Source organism: Waterburya agarophytonicola KI4 (genome assembly GCF_020640915.1).
Classification (GTDB): domain Bacteria; phylum Cyanobacteriota; class Cyanobacteriia; order Cyanobacteriales; family Xenococcaceae; genus Waterburya; species Waterburya agarophytonicola.
Genome location: NZ_JADWDC010000001.1, coordinates 74,649 through 95,536 on the forward strand (window position 1 = coordinate 74,649; position 20,888 = coordinate 95,536).

17 protein-coding genes are annotated in these 20,888 nt (G+C 38.4%); 7 read left to right on the forward strand and 10 right to left on the reverse strand.

The genetic code is table 11. The annotated features are described in order from the left end of the window. Window positions 1-115: 115 nt before the first annotated feature. Both I4641_RS00285 and I4641_RS00290 read left to right on the forward strand, forming a co-directional pair. Complete coding sequence (locus I4641_RS00285; protein ID WP_229638418.1) at window positions 116-1,450, forward strand: TrkH family potassium uptake protein; 1,335 nt, start codon at window positions 116-118, stop codon at window positions 1,448-1,450. A 101-nt stretch (window positions 1,451-1,551) separates the two neighbouring features. Next, window positions 1,552-2,241, forward strand: a complete 690-nt coding sequence (locus tag I4641_RS00290; protein ID WP_229638419.1) for a potassium channel family protein — start codon at window positions 1,552-1,554, stop codon at window positions 2,239-2,241. Window positions 2,242-2,266: 25 nt separating this feature from the next. Here I4641_RS00290 and I4641_RS00295 read toward each other — a convergent pair whose 3' ends face one another. The 4 genes from I4641_RS00295 to I4641_RS00310 all read right to left on the reverse strand — a co-directional run bounded on the left by I4641_RS00295 (window position 2,267) and on the right by I4641_RS00310 (window position 8,786). Then, the gene (locus I4641_RS00295; protein ID WP_229638420.1) at window positions 2,267-4,087 is read right to left on the reverse strand and encodes a right-handed parallel beta-helix repeat-containing protein; all 1,821 of its coding nucleotides are present in this window, start codon (window positions 4,085-4,087) and stop codon (window positions 2,267-2,269) included. Between the two features lie 41 nt (window positions 4,088-4,128). Then, window positions 4,129-4,650, reverse strand: coding sequence for a PFE-CTERM domain-containing protein (locus I4641_RS00300; protein ID WP_229638421.1), 522 nt, complete (start codon window positions 4,648-4,650; stop codon window positions 4,129-4,131). A 54-nt stretch (window positions 4,651-4,704) separates the two neighbouring features. After that, window positions 4,705-6,921, reverse strand: coding sequence for a calcium-binding protein (locus I4641_RS00305; RefSeq protein ID WP_229638422.1), 2,217 nt, complete (start codon window positions 6,919-6,921; stop codon window positions 4,705-4,707). Between the two features lie 197 nt (window positions 6,922-7,118). After that, complete coding sequence (locus tag I4641_RS00310; protein ID WP_369426693.1) at window positions 7,119-8,786, reverse strand: peptide ABC transporter substrate-binding protein; 1,668 nt, start codon at window positions 8,784-8,786, stop codon at window positions 7,119-7,121. 191 nt (window positions 8,787-8,977) lie between these two features. Here I4641_RS00310 and I4641_RS00315 point away from each other — a divergent pair, with 191 nt between their 5' ends. Together I4641_RS00315 and I4641_RS00320 are read left to right on the forward strand one after the other, a co-directional pair. Continuing rightward, the gene (locus I4641_RS00315; protein WP_229638424.1) at window positions 8,978-10,930 is read left to right on the forward strand and encodes a DUF8459 domain-containing protein; all 1,953 of its coding nucleotides are present in this window, start codon (window positions 8,978-8,980) and stop codon (window positions 10,928-10,930) included. A 101-nt stretch (window positions 10,931-11,031) separates the two neighbouring features. Continuing rightward, window positions 11,032-11,904: a tetratricopeptide repeat protein gene (locus I4641_RS00320; protein ID WP_229638425.1), complete on the forward strand. Its 873-nt coding sequence runs from the start codon at window positions 11,032-11,034 to the stop codon at window positions 11,902-11,904. A 193-nt stretch (window positions 11,905-12,097) separates the two neighbouring features. On the opposite strand, the gene I4641_RS00325 is transcribed toward I4641_RS00320, so the two are convergent. Beyond that, entirely contained in the window at window positions 12,098-13,702 is a 1,605-nt protein-coding gene (locus I4641_RS00325) for an MFS transporter (RefSeq protein ID WP_439655313.1), read from the reverse strand. Window positions 13,703-13,799: 97 nt separating this feature from the next. Between I4641_RS00325 and I4641_RS00330 the strand changes: the two genes are divergently transcribed. After that, window positions 13,800-14,330 (forward strand): phosphoribosyltransferase, encoded by a 531-nt coding sequence (locus I4641_RS00330; RefSeq protein ID WP_229638509.1) that lies wholly within the window; start codon window positions 13,800-13,802, stop codon window positions 14,328-14,330. Between the two features lie 715 nt (window positions 14,331-15,045). Here I4641_RS00330 and I4641_RS00335 read toward each other — a convergent pair. From I4641_RS00335 to I4641_RS00345, 3 genes are all read right to left on the reverse strand, one after another. Then, window positions 15,046-15,315: a DUF72 domain-containing protein gene (locus I4641_RS00335; RefSeq protein WP_369426694.1), complete on the reverse strand. Its 270-nt coding sequence runs from the start codon at window positions 15,313-15,315 to the stop codon at window positions 15,046-15,048. Continuing rightward, a complete protein-coding gene (locus I4641_RS00340) occupies window positions 15,282-16,106 on the reverse strand; it encodes a SirB1 family protein (RefSeq protein WP_229638428.1) in 825 nt (274 codons plus the stop codon). Before I4641_RS00340 ends, I4641_RS00335 begins: the two co-directional genes overlap by 34 nt. Before the next feature lie 106 nt (window positions 16,107-16,212). Next, a complete protein-coding gene (locus I4641_RS00345; protein ID WP_229638429.1) occupies window positions 16,213-16,821 on the reverse strand; it encodes a DNA-3-methyladenine glycosylase family protein in 609 nt (202 codons plus the stop codon). Between the two features lie 73 nt (window positions 16,822-16,894). Between I4641_RS00345 and I4641_RS00350 the strand changes: the two genes are divergently transcribed. Both I4641_RS00350 and I4641_RS00355 read left to right on the forward strand, forming a co-directional pair. Beyond that, entirely contained in the window at window positions 16,895-17,905 is a 1,011-nt protein-coding gene (locus I4641_RS00350; protein WP_229638430.1) for a M3 family metallopeptidase, read from the forward strand. Window positions 17,906-17,930: 25 nt separating this feature from the next. Next, on the forward strand, window positions 17,931-18,590 hold the full coding sequence (locus I4641_RS00355; protein WP_229638510.1) for a M3 family metallopeptidase: 660 nt from the start codon (window positions 17,931-17,933) through the stop codon (window positions 18,588-18,590). A gap of 30 nt (window positions 18,591-18,620) precedes the next feature. Here the strand turns inward: I4641_RS00355 and I4641_RS00360 are convergent, their stop codons facing one another. Both I4641_RS00360 and I4641_RS00365 read right to left on the reverse strand, forming a co-directional pair. Continuing rightward, the gene (locus tag I4641_RS00360) at window positions 18,621-19,562 is read right to left on the reverse strand and encodes a WcbI family polysaccharide biosynthesis putative acetyltransferase (RefSeq protein WP_229638431.1); all 942 of its coding nucleotides are present in this window, start codon (window positions 19,560-19,562) and stop codon (window positions 18,621-18,623) included. A gap of 199 nt (window positions 19,563-19,761) precedes the next feature. Further along, entirely contained in the window at window positions 19,762-20,874 is a 1,113-nt protein-coding gene (locus I4641_RS00365; protein WP_229638432.1) for a tetratricopeptide repeat protein, read from the reverse strand. Window positions 20,875-20,888: the final 14 nt, after the last annotated feature.

Sequence of the window (20,888 nt, forward strand, 5' to 3'; positions counted from 1 at the left end):
TCATAATAAAAGATCGATGATAGACGAACGTCAACTATATATTTTTCGGTTAAATTAAAGCCTTGAAGGATTAGCTTCACGTCACACTTAGGTTTCCACACATCCCGTATTTTTTATGACTATTGCTCGGACAATTTGTATAGGGTTTTTGGTTCTGATCGTCATTGGAACAGTACTCCTGATGATGCCTTTTGCTACGGCTTCAGGAGATTGGAATAGTTTTGTGGTAGCTTTGTTCACTTCTACTTCTGCTGTCTGCGTTACGGGCTTGGCGGTAGTAGATACGGGAAGCGATTTTTCTTTCTGGGGACAATTAACTATTTTGCTGCTAATTCAAGTTGGTGGCTTGGGTTATATGATGACCACTACTTTTTTGATTTTACTTCTGGGCAGAAAATTCGATCTGAGACAGAAATTTGCCATTCAAGAATCATTCGATCGCCCGTTTTTGCAGGGTAGTAACAATTTAGTGCGATCGATTATTGCCACCACAGCGATCTTTGAAATTACAGGTATCTTATTACTCTTAAACACTTTTGTCCGCGAGTTTGGTTGGTCTGGGGGTTTGTGGTATTCAATTTTTCATAGTATCAGTGCTTGGAATAATGCGGGGTTTAGTCTCTTTTCTGATAGTTTAGTTGGCTACCGTTCCTCTTGGGTAATCAATTTAGTGATTCCTGGCTTAGTTATTTTTGGCGGAATTGGCTATCAGGTAATTATTGAGATGTATTTGTGGTCGATCGATAAAATCAAGGGAAAATCCGAGAGATTTTGTTTTTCCCTCAATTTTAAAGTAGTCGTCAGCACTACCGCATTGCTTTTAATAGTAGGAACGATCGCGTTTTTCTTCACCGAATTACACAATTCTGCTACTTTAGGTGATTTTAATTTTCAAGATAAATTTCTCGCTGCTTGGTTTCAGTCTATGAGTACTCGAACCGCAGGATTTAATAGCATTGACTTGGGTAACATGACCACCGCAGGATTATTTATCACTATGGGCTTTATGTTTATTGGAGCGAGTCCTAGCGGTACGGGAGGCGGAATCAAAACCACTACCTTTAGAATTTTATATAACAGCACCAAATCGGTCTTACGGGGTAAAAATGAAGTAGTTTTATATCAAAGAGAAGTCCCCAGCACTCTAATCCTCAAAGCAGTAGCAGTAGTATTTGGTACGGCTGCATCAATTGTCTTGGTGACTATTTTGATTTCTGCCATTGATACAGAATTTGATTTTTTACCAATTCTGTTTGAAGTTATTTCGGCTTTTGCCACAGTTGGCTTATCTACGGGAATTACTTCTAGTTTTGCCGTAGCCTCGAAAATGATTTTGGTGTTGGCGATGTATATTGGTCGAGTTAGCATTTTGATGGTTATTGCAGCTATTATTGGCGATCCTAGCCCTAGTAGTTTGCAATATCCCGAAGAGAATCTGTTGGTCGGTTAAAAACTCGATCGTGGCAAAGTGAGAAAAAGTTATCTTAATTAAAATCCATAGATTACAATGCCAATAGTTAGAATTATTCAGTTAGGAAGCAGAGGCAACAATTGAAATCTCTCAATTTTTTAACTAACTCTCGTAGCAAAAACCGTCAGTTTGCTGTTATCGGCTTAGGACGCTTTGGTAGAGCCGTATGTACTTCTTTGCATAAAATGGGTTACGAGGTTTTGGGGACAGACATCGACCAAAAGTTAGTAACTCAAGTCTTGACTCAAAAAGTTGCCTCTCACGCCATTCAACTCGATTCTACCGAGCCTGAATCTCTCAAAGAAGCTGGTATTTTTGAGATGGATACGGTAATTGTAGCAATTGGCAACTACCTTCAAGAAAGTATTATTACTACTCTCAATGTGAAAGAGGCGGGAGTAGAACAAGTAGTGGCAAAAGCATCATCGGAAATTCACGGCAAAGTCTTGCGCAGAGTTGGGGCAGATCGAGTAGTTTTCCCTGAATACGAAGCAGGCTGCGCTTTGGCAATTAACTTAACTCAACCCGCATTTCTCGAACGTTTTGAATTAGATACAGAAAATAGTATTGTCGAGGTCTTAGTACCAGAAGCATTTCATGGTAAAACTCTATCCCAGTTAGACTTACGCAAGTGCTATGGGGTAAACGTTCTGGCAATTGGTAATGGAGAAAAATTTATCACCAACCCCAACCCAGGACAAGTACTAAAAAAAGGCTTGGTGATGGTGGTGATTGGCGATAACAAAAACTTACAAAAATTACCGATATGAAAAACTAATCCCAAACGGTCATAATCTATTTTTTACATGGTGTTTTAGTTCTTGGTGGTGCGGGATAATCCCCTCGTTGCTCGTAGGTATAACACAAGCCACTATCGCCATCTTCTAAAACTAAATTATCGGGGATGGTGTCATTGGGATTTGGTGCGGGCCATCTTTTGAAAATTTCTATCTTTAATTTCTTGATATATGGGTCATTAACTTTTGTCTTGGCTGGCTTGGGAGTGATGCCATATTCTTCTATTTTGGCTGTAAAAGAATCAAGGGTATCTTGGGGGACTCCATAATCAGCAGTGATGCCAGAAGCAGGGGAGAAATTTAGATTCTGAGGATCAACAAAGACACTATTTGCCTGAGTTACATTATCTTTAATTGCTTCAGCATCTAGAGCTGGCACGGCATAATTGTTGCTGATTCCTTCATAAAGATCGTTTTGACCATTGTTAAAAACTTTGAGTGTTTGTCTGTCGGGGAGGGCGTGAAACAGATTTTTTTTAATTACATTAGGCTGTGGATTTGAATTGGGATCGGGCGGTTGTAATGATAGTTCGCCACTGCCATCGACTGCTTGAGCATTTTGATAGAAAGAATTATTACGGATGGTGCTATTGGCAATAGTGTTTAGTCCCAAGCCCGCTTTGCCGTTATACATTACAAGATTATTTTCTGCTAAAAAGCGACCGTAGAACAACCCTTCCGTATTTTGCATATGCAAACCATTTCCCTCATCAATTTCTAATTTGACAAAGCCCTTACTAAAAACGTGGGAAATCATTGAAGACTGGTTACCAAATACGAGATTTCCCGTCATGGTCATTTTAAAATCCGTGGGATTATTTTGGTCTGGGGTTGCGGGTTTGGAGTTGGCAAAACCATGAGTCCCAGCAAAAGACCACCAAGCATTATTGTAGACAACGCTATCTTTGAGGGTAATATTCGCCCCACCATTGTTGCTCACTCCCGCCCCGGGAAAGTCCCGCACAATACAGTCTACAATCTCGATCTCAAAAGAGGTATTCATGGCAATACCCTGTCCTTTAATTTCGTTGGAGGCATCCGTATCATCCCACCAAAGTTTCAGAGTTTGATCTGGATCTATTTGTTGCGCTGTACCCTGAAATTCAATTCCTTGAATTTTCCAGTAAGATGCACCCTTGAAAACAATGCCATTAACGTCTGACTTTAACTTTACATATTCATTACCGTGGGGTCGGATGATAATTTCTTGACCTGGGCTTCCTGAATTGGTAATGCGAGCGAGATTATTTCTGCGTCCGATGAAACTATTACCAAACCCCTCATTAGTATAAGTTCCCCCACGCAGGTAAATTGTGTCTCCAGGCTGTGCCAGGCTAGCAGCTTTGTGAAGGGATAGTAATGGTTGGTCTACGCTTATACCAGAATTGTTATCATTGCCATTGGGTGCAAGATAGATAGCGTTTTGTGATGTGGTTGTACCCGCCTGGACGGTAAAAGTAATGGGGGTTTCTGATTGTTGTCCGTCGAGGGTGCGAAGGATGGTTGCAGTTTGAGTCCCCGATTGATTACTGGCAGGTGTCCAGTGTAAATGACCGCTGCCGTATTGAATTGCCATTCCAGTGGGAGCATTTTTTAAGGAATATCTCGCTCCTTGACTCGCACCAGATACTATACAGGCATATTCTTCACCTACGGTGAGATTTGTGTTGCATGACACTACGGGCAAGCTTGCTAGTAAGCTTTTTTCTATCGTTGTATCTCGAAGGTTATTTTTATTGATAAAAGTTTCTGCCAAAACAGTATTACTGTTAATTAAAATACTAATAATTGCTGTAACCCAAGTAACTTTTTGATTCATTATTATTTCCTATAATAATATTTGTATTTTGCCAGTCTCGATCAAGGTAGATCTTTATTTAATTTGCTTATTAATTTGCGTTTTAAACGATGACAACCAAAACCAGATAGCAATATAAGAATGCCCAAATTTGGCGAAACATTAAAAGGAACAGCAACGATATTTCCCGAAGCTACTCTAGGAGTACCATTATCAGAATAGAAAGCTTGATATTCTAAGCCATCTAAAGCGTCGGCAGAAGTTAAAGAAATGACCCCTGTCAAAGTATTTGTGCCACTAATGGCGGTATCCACTGCAAAATTTGCCGAAGTCAGGTCAAAATCGCTAGAGTCGATGGTGTAAGGACTATTAGCAGAAGCAGCGGTAACTCCAGACAAGTTGGTTAAAATAAGGCGATCGCCTAGATCAAGAGCATCATCAGCATCCAGATCGATAGTGTAGGAATAATCATTATTTATCTGGCTTTCTAAAGTCAAGCTAAAAGCAATGGCAGGAGATTTTTTTAATAATAAAGAAATAATAAATAGACTACAAAAAGTTAAAGTTTTTATAAAATTGTTCATAGTAATTGAGTCTTGAATAACCAATAAATTTATATACAGACAAACAAAAAATAGCTAAATAAAATCAGCACTAGTAATATTTATTTCATCAATGTCGATCGCGGAAACAAGCAAATCGCCAGTACTCGTTTGACTAATGCTTGTACCAGTATTTAAGCCATTGTCAGTAATAGTTAGATCCCCAAAGGTTAAACCAGCATCTAAACGAATCAGATCTTTGGTATCTTCAAAGTCGTAGATAATATTATTGAGATCCCCTGGACGAATAACAAAAATATCGGCATCTGTACCCCCAAGCATTCTGTCCCTGCCAGTACCGCCATCAATTATGTCTTCCCCTGCATCTCCGTACAGCGTGTCCGCACCAGAACCGCCCAAAAGGGTATCATCTCCCCCATCGCCGTAAACAATATCATCTCCCTTGCCTCCTTTAACAAGGTCGTTACTGTCACCACCTTGAAGAAAGTCATCATCTTTTCCTCCATTGAGATCGTCAGCACCATCATCACCAAATAAACGATCTTTACCGTTATCCCCATCAATAGCATCATTCCCCTTACCTCCACGGGTAATATCATTACCCGCACCACTCTCAAGGCGATCGCCTGCACCAGTTCCAGATAGGTTTCTATCTCCAGAGGGGACAGGATCGGTAATACTATTAGGGTCTAATTTGCCAAAAACAACATAGCTTGCTCCCGCATCTTGAGCATCATTGTTGAGATCGACACCATTTGCACCAATAATAATGTCATCAATACCATCACCATTGAGATCCCCCGCACTACTCACGGATGTACCCAAGAAATCATCAGCATTAATGCCATAAAGTGCAAAGCCACTACTACCGTCACCACCTACAATGTCTGATAGATTTATTTCTGCACCTAAAGCATCTCCGCCAAAAACAACATAACTCTCTCCCGAATCTTCGGTACTGTTGTTATTGCCATCCGCACTAGGAACCCCAATAATAATGTCATTTTTGCCATCATTATTAATATCCCCCGCACTACTTACCGACGTACCAGAAAAGTCATACTCATCGACACCATACAGGACAAAACCATTACTACCATCACCACTGACAATATTGGATAAATTAATGTTTGCGCCTAAATCATTCGAGCCATAGATAATATAACTTTCCCCTGAATAGTCCGTATTATTATTCTTCCCTCCCCCAGACTCGGCACTGATAATAATGTCATCAATGCGATCGCCATTAACATCTCCGATACCGCTTACGGAAGTACCAGAAAAGTCGTAATCATCTACACCATAGATCGCCAAACCACGGCTACCATCGCCACTGATAATATCCCCTAGATTTACTGTCGCGCCAATAGCATTGCCGCCAAAAATAACATAACTTTCTCCTGAATAGTCGGTTTTATTATCAATTCCACTACCTCGACGAGAACCAATAATAATATCTTCAATACCATCATTGTTAATATCTCCCGCACCATTTACAGACGTACCAGAAAAGTCATAGGGATCTGCACCGTAAATCACAAAACCATCCCTACCATCTCCACTAGCAAGATTGGTTAGGTTAATTTCTCCAGCTAAATTATGATCGCCAAAGACAACATAAGTGACACCCAAATCCACATCATCATTACTATTGCCATCAGCGAATTTAGCCCCAATAATAATGTCATCAATATCGTCCCCGTTGACATCTCCTGCGCTGCTAACCGATGTCCCTAAAACATCGCCATTGCCCACACCATAAACAACAAAGCCATCGCTACCATCTCCACTGGCAATATCTGATAAGTTAATCTTCTCGCCTAAATTATTACCACCATAGACAACATAGCTTTCTCCCGCACTCTGACTACTATTATCCTTGCCATCAGCACTACGCGCCCCAATAATAATATCATCAAGGCGATCGCCATTAAGATCTCCTATACCGCTTACGGAATAGCCTGCAAAATCACCGCGATCGATACCGTTAATTACAAAACCTTCTGTACCGTCGCCATTGACAATATTTGATAGATTTATCTCAGCTTGAAAAGTGCTTTTGCCAAATACGATATAGCTTTTTCCTGAAGGATTTGAGGCACTATCAGGATCGTAAATACCACTTGCACCAATAATCAGATCGTCAATACCATCGCCGTTAACATCCCCCCCACTGTTTACTGAAATACCTAGATTGTCACCGCCATCAATGCCTTTAATGATGAAACCCTCTGTACCGTCGCCACCATTAAAACTCGCTAGATCGGATAAATTAAATTGTTGGGGAAACATTCTGCATAAGTCAAAACTTGAAGAAGATATAAATACTTAATTCAGTTTTAAAGTAATCTATTTAACAATGCTTTAAATTCTGAAAATAAGTGATTCTAATCAAGTTAAGTTGAGTTTTTACAACAACTTTATAACACTTAAATTTTGTTTGGACTTCAGTATTTTTATGGCGATCGGTTTTACTGAGAATGCCTGTCTTATTTTCGTTTCCAGTTCATAATATCCCAAGTACGCATATCCCAAGCGGTTGGCTCGTAACCAATTAAACTATTACCAAAAGCCATGACATCTGCACGATGAACTAAGGGAATAACATTGGTATCTTTGATTAAAATATCGTTCATGGCAATAAATAATTGAGATCGCTTTTCGGGGTCTAATTCTTGGCTAGCTTCTTGCCACAGGCGATCGTATTCTGGGTTGCAGTAGCGGGAGTTATTATCCCCCGACCAATTATTTGCTTTTTGAGGAATCTGATTGCAGGTCATATAATTCATGTAAGAAGCAGGATCGGGGCTAGTATTTCCCGTGGTGAACATCTGCAAATCTGCATAGAAATGTTCTACCGTGTCGTTATTACTAGAGTCGCTAGAAAAATAGACGCTAGGATCGATACTTTTTAATTCCACTCTTACCCCAATAGATTGTAATCCTTGCTTGACTACGGTTTGGGTTTTCTGACGCAGGGGATTAACGGAAGTTTGAAATACGATTTGCATTTCCGTACCATTTTTATCGCGAATACCATTACCATTGCTATCTTTCCATCCCGCTTGATCTAGTAATTTTTGGGCTTTTGCGGGATTGTATTCATAGCTAGTATTGGGAGAAGCATATTCGGTTGGTGCGACCAAAAAATTCGGGGTAGCTTTACCCGTAACGCCATACAACTGTTCCGCTACGATGTCTCTGTCTACTGCTAGAGAAAAAGCTTGACGAATATTGCGATCGCTTAAAAAGGGATGAGGAAAATCTAGACTAGATCTTTCTCCTGAGGGAGCAACTTTATTAGGATCGCTGTGGTTGATAATAATTCTCTCCATCAGCGCGCCATAGTTAGATATTACTTTTCCTTGTCCTGCTTGTTCGAGTTTCTCAAGTACTGGTGCTTCTACCTGGAGATTATAAGCAAAATCAGCATCTCCCGTCTGTAATACGGCTCTGGCTGCGGATGTGGCATCACCACCGCCTTTAAGCTCAATTCTGGCAAAACCTAATTTTTCTGCTTGACGAAATTCAGGATTAGGCTCATAGATTACCGTATCTCCTGGTCGAAAATCTACTACTCGGTAAGCTCCTGTACCCACAGGTTTAAGATTAGCAGGTGCTTCTCTGGCATTGGCGCCGTTGTAAGGTTCATAAATATGTTTGGGTAGGATCATTCCTTCCCCACCAACAAAAATCAACGACCAAGCGGGATTGACCTCTTTAAAATTAATTTTAACCGTATAGTCATCAACAGCTTCAACGCTCTCTACTACTTCATAACTACCAGACGATACCGCAGCTACTTGGGGGTTGCTCAAAAAGTTATAAGTAAATACCACATCCTGAGCAGTAAAAGGTTTACCGTCAGACCATTTGACATCCTGCTTCAGCTTCCAAGTGACAGATTTGCCATCTTCCGCTACACCTCCATTTTCTGTAGTAGGTATTTCTGCTGCTAAAAAGGGAATTAAACTTCCTTCATTATCAAAACTAGCTAAGGGTTCAAGACTAATACGACTAGCTTCGGCATCTTTAAACCCTGTGGAGAGATGGGGATTAAGAATTGTAGGAGCTTGCCAATAGAGTAATTTTAGGGTGCTGCTATCTTGTTGATTAACCGATGTACCTGATGGACTACCACAAGCGGTAATGGTCATTGCTATACCTAAAGATATACAGAATTTAGAAAATGAACTCATATGCGATCGCTTTACACTCCTTAACCAGTCTTAATCTTGAATGCTACATTATATGAGCTTTTTGTTTCTTATGAGTTATTAATACACAGAGGCTATGATATCGTCACTGTTAACTAACTCTTGAAACAATAATTTAGTAATTAAAGCGGATGAATGTCATTTTGGAGTCTTTTTGTAAGCCTCGTAAAGTCAAAAAAATTGTCATTATTTTAATTACTTGCTGGTTTTTTCTCAGTTTGTACTTAGTTCCGACTATTGCCGAGGTGAAACCCCACAACGCTTTGTCTCGCAAGGCTGATATTGTTTTAGATGGTCAGAAATTATTTGAAATTGGTAGTTCTGGTAATTTTTCAGCTACTCAACGAGCCGAAAAAATTAATTCTCTTTTACAAAACAAACTCAAAGAGTATGCCAATTCCCCAGAAGAATTAAATGTAGCTGTCGCTCAACAATCTGACTGGACAGTAATTCGCGTTAATGATCGTCATTTGCTAACAGTTAGCGAAAATGACTTGATTCCTGGGATAATGGCTCAAGAACAGGCTGAAATATGGCAAGAACAAATAGAATTAGCTTTAGAGAAAGGAATCAAAGAGCGATCGCCTGCTCGTCTCAAATGGACAATTAAAATGATAGCGATCGCCTTTACTCTAGTTGCAGGGATTCAATTTGGTTTATTTTGTCTCAAACGTCACTTTAGTCGCAAACGTCTAGAATCTTCTCAAAGGTGGATTTCCTGGACTATTTTGGCTATTTTGACCTTACAAACTTTAGTTTGGCTCATACTTGTCTATTACTGCACTTATTTGTTTCCCCAGACTAGAACTTGGCAATATAATATCTGGCAGTCTGTCAGCGATACTTTTAATACAGAAATCTTTGACTTTGGTGGAGAGACGGCTATATCGTTGCGTCGCATAATCATCTTAATATCCCTCGGTATTGGCTGGCTGATATTTGTCAGATGGTTTTCCCAAATGCTGAAGTTAAATATACTCCCCCTGACAGGATTTGAAAGCACTCTACAAAGTTCGATCGCTTTTTTGACTCGCTACGGATTATTGTTTCTCGGTATGTTATTGATTTTAAATGGGGGGGGTATTGATTTTCGTTCTCTAACTATTGTTATTAGTGCTTTAGGGGTGGGAATTGGCTTCGGGTTACAAAATATAGTTAAGGACTTTGTTAGCGGTATAATCTTGACCCTAACTCGACCGATTAAAATTGGTGAACTGGTAGAAGTAGGAGACGATCGGGGACTAGTATTGCATATTGGTGCGCGCACTACTGAAATTTCTCACGTGGATCGCTACATTATGACTATCCCCAACTCCCGTTTTATCGAAGAAACTGTTAGGAATTGGCACCGCAGCGGATTAACTAGAGTCAAGGTTTATGCCGATGTAGCCTATGATTCCGATCGCGATTTAGTCTACAAAGCTTTGTTAGCAGCAGCCCAAGTTTATCACCCAGACATTCTTAAACATCCACCACCAAAAGCTAAATTTCGCAATTTTGGCGATCGCTCATTACTATTTCGCGTCGTAGTTTTTATTAAAGATCCTTTTAAAGAACCAAAAGTTAGAAACCATCTGCAACGGCATATTGATCTTAATTTTCGCAAGTATGGCATCGAAATTCCTTTTCCTCAGCGAGATCTTAATTTTAATATTCCTCAGTTGGATGAATTAGTGGCTAATTTAGTTAAAATATATGCCCCTTCTCAACCAAAATTGTATTACCCCCAAGGAAAAACAGAGTCAGGCGATCACAATTTACCATCAATAGAAGAATTAACAATTCGAGATGAATATGACTGGGATGATTTAGTAGCAGCAATGCGAGGGGAACATGGGGTAAAAATTATGGATCGTCGTTATGGCTTAAAAACTTACTCTAAAGTTTTCTTAGGAACAGAAGCAGTATCTTGGTTGATCCAGTACGAAAAAGCCACTCTCTCTGAAGCGATCGCGATCGGGCAACTAATGATCGAACAAAATATAATTCACCACATCCTAGACGAACATAACTTCAAAAACGAACCCCTCTTTTATCGCTTTTACCTAGATGAAAATGACCATAAATTAATGTTTGATGATTGACGGAGGAAATTATGGATGATTATCTTAACAAAAAGTAGATTTAGGCAAAGTAGTTGTAAAATGCTGCTATCTTGCTCGATAGAAAAATATTAGAAAGCGAAATGACTGAGATTCAAAGTAGTGGATTAAAAAAAGAACCTCAAACAGATGATTTGCTTGCTTTAGCCAAAGAAAAGCTAACGCGGGGTAATGAATTGAAAGAACAGGGCATGGAACAAGAGTCGATCGCCTGTTATAAAAAAGCGATCGCTCTCAAACCAGATTTTATTCAACCAATATATCAACTCGGTGAAATATATCACCAGCAAAAAAAGTACTTCGAAGCAGCAAGATGCTACCGTAAAATAATCGGGTTGAGATCCAATAGTCACAGTGCATATATCAAGCTGGCAGGAACTCTGAAAATGCAAGGTAAGGTATATGGGGCAATTGCAGCTTTAGCCGAAGCAATAGAAATCAAACAAGATTTACATCCTGGGGTGTATCGAGATTATGGCGATCTCTTATCCCAAGTAAATAATACCAACTCAGATGCGATCGCCGCTTACCAACAAGCAGCAGACATGAAGTCAGATTGGGGTGCAGATTTTTATAATAAGTTTGCTAATTTGCTAGAGAAGCAAGGAGAATTAAACCAAGCAACTATCTACTATTTAAAAGCTCTCAACTTGCGTGGCAACAATCACAAACAATACTTGAATGTAGGCAATATCTACTTCAAACAAGGATTGCTTAAAGAAGCTGTGGGCAATTATCAAAGAGCTTTGGAATTAAATCCCAACTTTAGCAAAGCCTATAAAAAATTAGGCGATGTCTTAAAACAAATGAATCAGTTGGATGATGCCATACGATGTTACCAAAGAGCATTAGAAATTCAACCAAATTTTAGGGTTGTATATCGTTCTTTGGGGAATGTGTTGATGAAACAAGGCAAGGAATCGGAAGCTCAATTATGCTATCAAAAAGCTGGCTAGATTGAAAATGAACTAACTAAATTAAACTACTCAAGCGATCGCTATTGAAGCAACAGTTTTAAATTAGTTATTCTTACTTTTGAGAATTTTAGCGATCGCCAAGTCAATTAAAAAGCTATAAGCTCTTAGCTTTTAGCTATAAGCTACGAACAGATTACTTTTCAGTTTCATACCTTAATTCACCAACACCATATTATCTAATGATTTGTTCTTCTTTTCTTGCTTTTAGCTGTCTGATGATATCTGCGTGAACTTGTTTGGTAATGGGGTAAAAATAGGTCAAAATTATGCCGACAATCAGGAATAATGTAGGTAGAGGAGCGATCGCCACGCGAATAGCAAATAAGGCACTTTCTGGCTGGATGGGGATGGCTTCTCCTGGAATTCGCTCGACGAAACCAGACCACTCTAAGGCTATTCCAATCACAAACAAAGCTAAAGCTAATCCTAACTTTTGCATGAATACCATGAAACTGTAGAAAATACCTTCTCTTCTTTTGCCAGTATTTAATTCATCGAGATCTACAACATCAGGAATCATCGACCAAGGAATTAGATAAGCTACGGATACGCCAAACCCTGCCATGATTGCAGCTATATAAAGTAAGGTGGTTTGTTCTGGCTTGATCAGGAATAAAGCTGCTTGAGCAACTATCCAAATAGCACTACCCATATAGTAAACAGCTTTTTTTCCGAGTTTGTCGCTGACCAACTTCCAGAAAAACAACATCACTAAAGCCGTTCCTTGAACTGCGATCGCAACAGTGGGGAAAGCATCTTCACTCATACCCATCCAGCCCACCACATAATAAATCAGAATTGAAGCTGTCATTTGTACTCCCAACCAGGAACACATATAAATGCCCATCACATATAAAAAGGCTTTGTTGGCAAAAGCAATTTTAAGCTGTTGTTTGATGGGAAGAGTTGGCGCATTATCCGCTGCGTGTTTAGCTGCGATCGCTTCTGTACTATTAAGATGTGCTTCTATTTTGGCAAAAATCATCGTCAAACCAAAACCAATAAACTGTAAGCCAAATAAAATGCCTACAATTCCTTGAAGTAAATATTTTTTACCTCGAATGGCTTCGGCTGCTGGTAAAGTTGCCGATTCGGAAATTGAATTTAAGCCATAGACAATCGCCATGACCCCTAAAGCAGTTAGAATAAACCCCAGTATTTTTTTACCCTGCTTTGGTAATAGGGGAATAGCACCTTTTTCTTGAATGCGAAAAGTACACCACAAGATAGCGATTACAGATAACAAAGTTGAGATGAAAGCAAATACTAAATATCTCTGTTCTAAATCGATGGGATAGGCTTCGGTGATAAAACCTGCCAAGATTAAAGATAAAATACTTCCACCAATCGAAAAAGCAAAGCGAAAACTATTGAGGCTAGTCCGTTCGTTATAGTCTTGAGTTAATTCTGGGGTTAAGGCTGTATAAGGCAAATTGACCACCGTATAAGCCAAATTAAACAGCGTAGCGATGATAATGTAGTAGGCAAACAAACACCACTTGTTTACATCGGGATCTGCACTAAAGGTAGGTACGATCCATTGCAGAAAAAAGAAAATGCCAAAGGGAATTGCACCAAATAACATCCAGGGAATACGTCTACCCCAACGAGTACGAGTGCGATCGCTTAGAATTCCTGCAATCGGATCGTTAATGGCATCGCCTATTTTGCCGATAGCGAGAATACTTCCTGCTAACCCCGCAGGTAATCCTGCCACATTAGTAAAGAAATATAGCAAGAAAAATACTAAAATATTAGCCGTAATAGCAGGACCCATATCCCCCGAACCATAAGCTAATTTGGTGGAAAAGTTGAGCTTTTCTCGGTCTACTGGCTTCTCAGTAATATCCAATTTTTCAATGTTCCTATTTTATATGACAGATTTAAACATCACTTGGTCAGAATATCATCATAAAATTGAAACCCTGGCTGTCAAGGTGTATCAGTCTAATTGGCAATTTAATCAAATTATTTGTTTGGCAAAGGGTGGCTTGCGAGTAGGAGATATTCTTTGTCGATTATACGATGTCCCTCTGGCTATTCTCTCTACGGCTTCTTATGGAGGTGAAGATAATCGCGATCGCGGTAAGATTAAGTTTTCCCAACATATTTCTACTATTGAACCTCTAGGCGATCGCATTTTGTTGGTAGACGATCTTGTTGATTCTGGGATTAGTTTGGCGGAGTCGGTAAAGTGGTTGCAAACTAACTACGGTGAAAACATCACAGATCTTCGTACGGCAGTAATTTGGTATAAAAGTGTCTCCGTAAAAATACCCAATTATTATGTCGATTATTTGTCTAATAGTCCTTGGATCAATCAACCTTTTGAAAAATATGAAAAGACGAGCATTTCTGGGCTTGCGAGGGAGTTTTGTGAAGATAAGGTCAAGCAAATCGATTAAATTAGCCAAAAAAACTTCAAAACTTCAAAAAAACTGGTTAAATTAGCTCGAAAAACTAGTATATTTACGGAAGACATTAGAGTAAGTTTTCTATTAACTTATATTCTAGTTGGAGAAACGCAAAAAAAAATTAGGAGCGTTGTCAGCCAAACAACACACCTAAAACCAACCATATAGAACCGTTAAGCAATACTGTGAATCGAGTCGTAAATTTAAGCAGCAGCGAGCCGTTAGTTTAGAGCCTAAGTTACTCTCTGCTCTTAATGTACTTCTTTCTATTGTTTCTATTGTAAGTCAGAGGTCTGCTTTCGTGAACCAGGAGCGAACCTTCTTTTAAGCCTGAAAATCAACCAAGTCTAGCTCAGATAGTAATTTGAGATATTGTTAATTTTTGTGAGTTCGACCTATTGCTTGCCAATCGTTAGATGTTCTGCGGTTAAAAAAAATCTACATACCAGCTAGCTGTCTTGAATTTTGATGAATCGAGAGTTTAAACAAAAAGATAGAGACGTCGTCAGCCAAACAACATCCCTAGACTGTATTTATAGAACTGTTAAGCAATATCTTGATTGAGTCGTAAATTTGGAATTACAGCAATTGAATTATTAAGTTGAATTCTCTGTGCTTGTTCTTCACTATATCCAATTATAAGCTTTATAAACATTTTATAATTTGTTTTGGGGAATTAAGTTTACATTTATTTACAATAAAAAAATCAAAATAAACTCAATTGTGTCGGGTGGGGATCGATCTTATTCCAGGGTAATGCAGGTATATTGGTGTCTTTTTGATTTAATAGGGATTGAAAATAGTTAGCGGTATTCGGCGATCGCAATTCTTGAGGACAATGAACAAAAAAATAAATTGTTTTCCCTTGACGCAACCAATCATTTAGATTAACCGCCCATTCTTCGAGGTAAGACTGATTATATTGGCGATCGCTATAATGAGTTAAGATACTTGGTTTATTTTTTCCAAAAGCAATCTAATTGTTTCTGCATCGTCGCTATCGGGGGCAATTTTTAAAAAATATTCCAAATCAATTAGAGCTTCTTGCCAACGATTTGTCTGATAGTACAGTAAACCGCGATCGCGTATTTCCTCACTATTATCAGGGAACATTTTAATAATGCCACTCATGATAGCCAAAGCTTTATTGACTTGGCGTTGATGAAGATAAATAAACTTCAGATTATTGAGCATTCTTGCCAAAATTTGCTTATTGCTGACGGGGACAAGCCAATTTTGTTTTAATTGCACTGGTTGTTGATAAATTTTGCTCAACTTTCTTTGACAGTCTTGCTCGAATAAAATTTCTCCTTGACTAAAAGCATCGACAAAAATTCCTACCTCTTCAAAATCAGGGCGAATCAAAAAGTGTCCTGGCATTCCAATGCCCACCATGGGAAAATTAATTCGTTGAGCCACAGCTAAATAAATAACCGATAAAGTAATAGGAATACCGACTCGACGTTCTATTACTCGATTCAAAAAACTGTTTTCAGCCTCGTAATATCTTCGAAGGTTACCTTGGAAACCCAAACCGTCAAACAGCTCGAAGTTAATTGTTTTAATTACTTTTAAAGGATATGTCTCCCCCGCTAATTGAGATTGTACTTCAGATGCGATCGCATCTAAAAAACTCAAATACTTTTGGAGATCGAGATCGGGATATTCTGCTTGGGCATAACACAGAGATGCTTTAGCTAAATCTATTTGCTCGTCTGGTTGATTGATTTCTTGATAAAAATCATGCCACAACAATTGATTATCCATTATTTAAGATCTGTGTTTCATATCTGCATTGGGATTATCTTAATATTTTTAGGGCAATTGTTACGTATTTTTACTGAATCAAAATGAAAATGTAAACTTTTGGGAATTAGTTACGATTGAGATAATAATGCCAGAGAATTTGAGTAGCGATCGCTCTATAAGGCTGCCATAATCGAGCAATAGACTCTAATTCTGCTTTTTTAGGACGAGTGGATAAGTCTTTTATTTCTTTAACAGCTATAACTACAGCTAAGTCTTTGCTAGGAAATATATCCTGACGCTGCAACGCCATCATCAAATACATATCTACTGTCCAATCACCGATGCCTTTAATGCTAGTTAATTTTGCTCTAACTTCTTCATCATCTAATTGTGCCAAACTGTTTAAATTTAATTGCTTGTCTACAATAGTTCGAGCTAATTCTCTACCGTAACAAGTCTTTTGTCGACTAAAGCCAATAGTTTTCAGTGCAACATCATCGAGGCTTAAAAAACTTGCTGGCGTTAATTTTTCAACTGTATTATTAAGGCGATCAAAAGTAGCCTTAGCCGAAGCTAGAGACACCTGTTGTTCTAAGATAATTCGCATTAGCGTAGGAAAACCTGGTTCTCTTTGCCATTGTGGAGGATACCCCAAATTATCAATTATTTTAGCCAAATCGCGATCGCGTTTAATTAACTCTTCTATACCTGTAATGAAAGCTTCTGGATTCATATCCAATTTTAACAATAACCCAAAGATCGAATTTCGTTAGAATCTAAAATGTAACTATCTTCCCCTGTCGATCATGAGCCAGACTACAATTAATTTTGCCAATATAAAAGTAGAAACTCCCCAAATCGAGCGAGTCACGGCAGAATACAAAAGCATTAATCATGCTTTAGATAAAGCTGAAACTACCGCAGCCAAACAAAAAGCTTTACAGCAGTGGGAAGATTTACGCCGTCGCCTCGATAGCTGGAGTGCGATAACCTCTCTACATTTTAGTCAAGATACAAGCAACGAAGAATACAAACAAGCTCAATCATATAGTGACGAATTGCAGCCAAAATTGACAGCGTTAGAAGTAGCCATGAAAAGAAGGTTGCTAGATAGTGCAGATCAAGAAGAATTTATATCTATTTTAGGAGAACAAGCCTTTAGTTTGTGGTCAGCCGATGTTACTACTTTTGAATCGATCATTGAGGACGATTTAGTTCAAGAGTCTAAATTAATTAATGAGTATGTTCAGTTGTTAGCTTCTGGAACGATTGAATTTCAGGGAGAAACGGTTAACTTATCAGGTATTCGTAAGTATACTCAAGATAGCGATCGCAAGACCCGTCATGAGGCAGAAAAGGCTCGCTGGAATTTCTTTGACCAAAATCAAGAGAAGCTAGACAATATTTACGATAGTCTAGTCAAACTTCGTCACAAAATGGCGCAGAAATTAGGCTATGAGAATTATATTGCTTTGGGATATAAACGAATGCAGCGCATTGACTATAATCAAAGTGATGTAGCCAGCTATCGCGATGAAGTAGTTGATAAAGTAGTACCTCTGGCACAAAAAATTATTGCCAAAAAAGCAGAAAAGTTAAATCTAGATCGGGTTCAATTTTGGGATGAAGCAGTATTCGATCTCCAAGGAAACCCCGAACCCCAAGGAGATCATGACTGGATGCTCAAACAAGCACAAGAAATGTTTGATGCTATGCACCCAGAGTTAGGTAGTTTCTTTGCCATGATGGTGCAAGGAGACTTTATCGATCTCAAAAGTCGTAAAGGTAAAGCGGGGGGGGGGGGGTTTTTGTACTAGCTTTCCCACGGTCGGAGTCCCTTATATCTTTGCTAACTTCAACGGTACAAAAGGTGATATAGAAGTATTCACTCACGAAATGGGTCATGCTTTCCAAGCTTGGCAAAGTCGCAACATACCTACGATAGATTATCTTTGGCCTACTTTAGAATCCTGTGAAATTCATTCCATGAGTTTAGAATTTCTAACATGGTCGCAGATGGATAAGTTTTTTGGTGATGATGCCGAACGTTTTCGCGAAATTCATTTAGCACAATCAATTCTATTCTTACCCTACGGCTGTGCGGTCGATCATTTTCAGCACCTGGTTTATGCCAATCCCGAAGCCACCCCTCAAGAAAGAAATCAAATGTGGCAACAAATGGAAGCGCGTTATCTTCCTTGGCGCGAATATGGCGATCTAGAATATCCTGCCCAGGGTGGTTTATGGCAAGAAAAACAACACATATATTGTTCTCCTTTTTACTATATTGATTATACTTTGGCGTTGTGTTGTGCGATGCAGTTTTGGGTTAGGGCAGAAGTTGATTTTGAATCGACTTTAACTGAATATATTGCTCTATGTCAGCGCGGGGGTAAAGCACCTTTTCAAGCCTTGGTGAGTTCGGCTAATTTGGTTTCTCCCTTTAAAGCTGGTTCGTTATCTGATGTGGTGGATAAGGCGCAGGAGTTTTTGAAACTATAGGTAATAAAGTGACCAACCTGCCAAGGTGGTCTATTTGACTAGCATTGACATATTTCGCGCATCTGATCTTAGGCGATCGCTGCCATAGACAGAAAAATTTTGTTGGTGTTTATTAATATTTAATTGTATTAAGCTTCGATTCGCTTCATAAAATTCAAAGAATTTTGCGATACCTTCTTCTAGAGAATATAAATTAGATTTGAGTTTATATTCGGATTTAGATGAAAATGCTAGATTTAATTGACGAGCAATTGCGGGATAAATGGGGAAGGTGGTAGTATCTAGAACTTCTTCATTATCATTAAATAAGCTTTCAGTTGCTACAGCAGAACAACCAATTAGGTTTAAAATTTCGTTGCTAATATAATTTAAAACAACTTTGGCAGGATGATTTATAGTATGGAATAGCTTGTGGTTTCTATGATATTTACGCAAAAAATTCGATATTTTAATATCAATGTTTGCTTCTCTTCTTTCCAGTTCTGCAATGCTATAGTGCAAATTACTCAGAATATATCTTGGAGTAAAAAAATTAACATCTTGAATTATTTTTGCAGCTTCATCAGGAGAGACTCCAGAATCAAATAGCTTAATTAAATTAAAATCATGATAGTCGCTAAAGTCAGATACTACTGTAACATTATTGCGATCTTTGATATAAACCATTTCTGGGTTATATCCTGTAAAAAAAGATACGGGGATTGAAATACTTTTACTTTCAGTTTTTAATTTTGTTTTTAGATAATTAGTTCCTAGTTGGGGGATTCCTTTATAATTATCTGATATATTTTGATGAACGAAAATATCAGTTTCTGAAACTGCTTTTTCCAAGTCATCAAGATCATTTTCTGACATTAAATGAACTACTTTTAGTTCGATTTGTTCGTAAGTCGAATTAAATTCAGGATTTTGTTCTAATAATTGTTTGATGATTACGGTTTGACAATTGCCATAAATCAAATACTTTTTCATGAAAATGCTATTTCCTAGCTAAGAAAACCAAATAGTCATGGCAGCTTAAAACTTCAAGGGTTTAGTTTTGAGTGCAAGTTGCTATATTTTCAATAGTGACCAGTCACCGAGCGATTAATCGCCAACAACTAATGACCAATCACTAATGACCAATGACCAATTAACATTATTGTAAGCCTAATTAACCCAGCAATTAACTTTATTTTACCTTTTGTAGACCAACAAGATTTTGTTTAATATCTGGCTTGAGTTTTACAGCTTTTTGGTAGTAAGCCAATGCTTTATCTAGCTGATTCTTGCGCTTATATATATCTCCCAAGGCATTGTATGCCCAAGGCAAGCAATCTTCGATCGCGATCGCTTTTTGATAATATTGAGCAGCTAGATCGAGTCTATTTTGCCTGAGAAAAATATCTCCCAGATTGTGGTAAGCCCAAGGTGAGTCTGGATTAAGAGCGATCGCTTTCTCATAACACGAAACAGCCTCGGTGATAAAACCTTCTGATTCTAGTTGCTTCCCAGTGTTCAAATAGTCCGAAGCATCTTTTTGAAGAGATTTTAACGATAGCAAATTATCTCTCATTATTTGGCTAGCAACCCGATATAGATGTTCATCTAATTGATTATTCTCTTCTAATTCGCTAACAATGGCATCCCCTAAAACATCAATTAAATTTTGTCTTTCATCTTGAGGGATAGATGGTTTTTCAGCAGTATTTAAACGACTATATTTAAGATCGATATCAGGGAAGAATTGGTTTAATTTTAACCTGGCTATTTTTAAAGTATCTTCAAAATTTTCTACCGTACCAACAACAGTACATTTTTTTAAATTATTAACAGCTTTCTTTAATGTTTCTTGATTTAGTTTCACTGCTGCATTTTTCTTATCTCTAGAACAGTAGTGAGTTTGATAGTTGCAAAGTACTGCTGGAGTTGCTTTAATTCGCCACTGTACGTAGTCTTTAAAATCTAATTCTTTAGCCTTAATTGCCCCTTGAGTTTGAGCATTTTGTTTTCTTTCAAAGCTATAAATGGATTTAATTCTAGCCAAAGGTTTTCTTAAAATTATCGAAGATATCGTTTGATAATCTTCTGCTTGGGGGGTAGGAAAACAAGCATGATGGCTGGATATTGCTGCTGCTTGGGGGTGACTGGCAATAAATCCAGCCAAATCATTACTATCTACCACCTGACTATCGGGCAAATCGTATTCAAAGAATTGCTCGCCAAAATGCTGCTTCAAAGCATAATTAAATGAAGTCCCAGCATTTTTGAAAATGTGATGATGAATTAAAACAGTTTTTTTCATGGAAATACCATTAG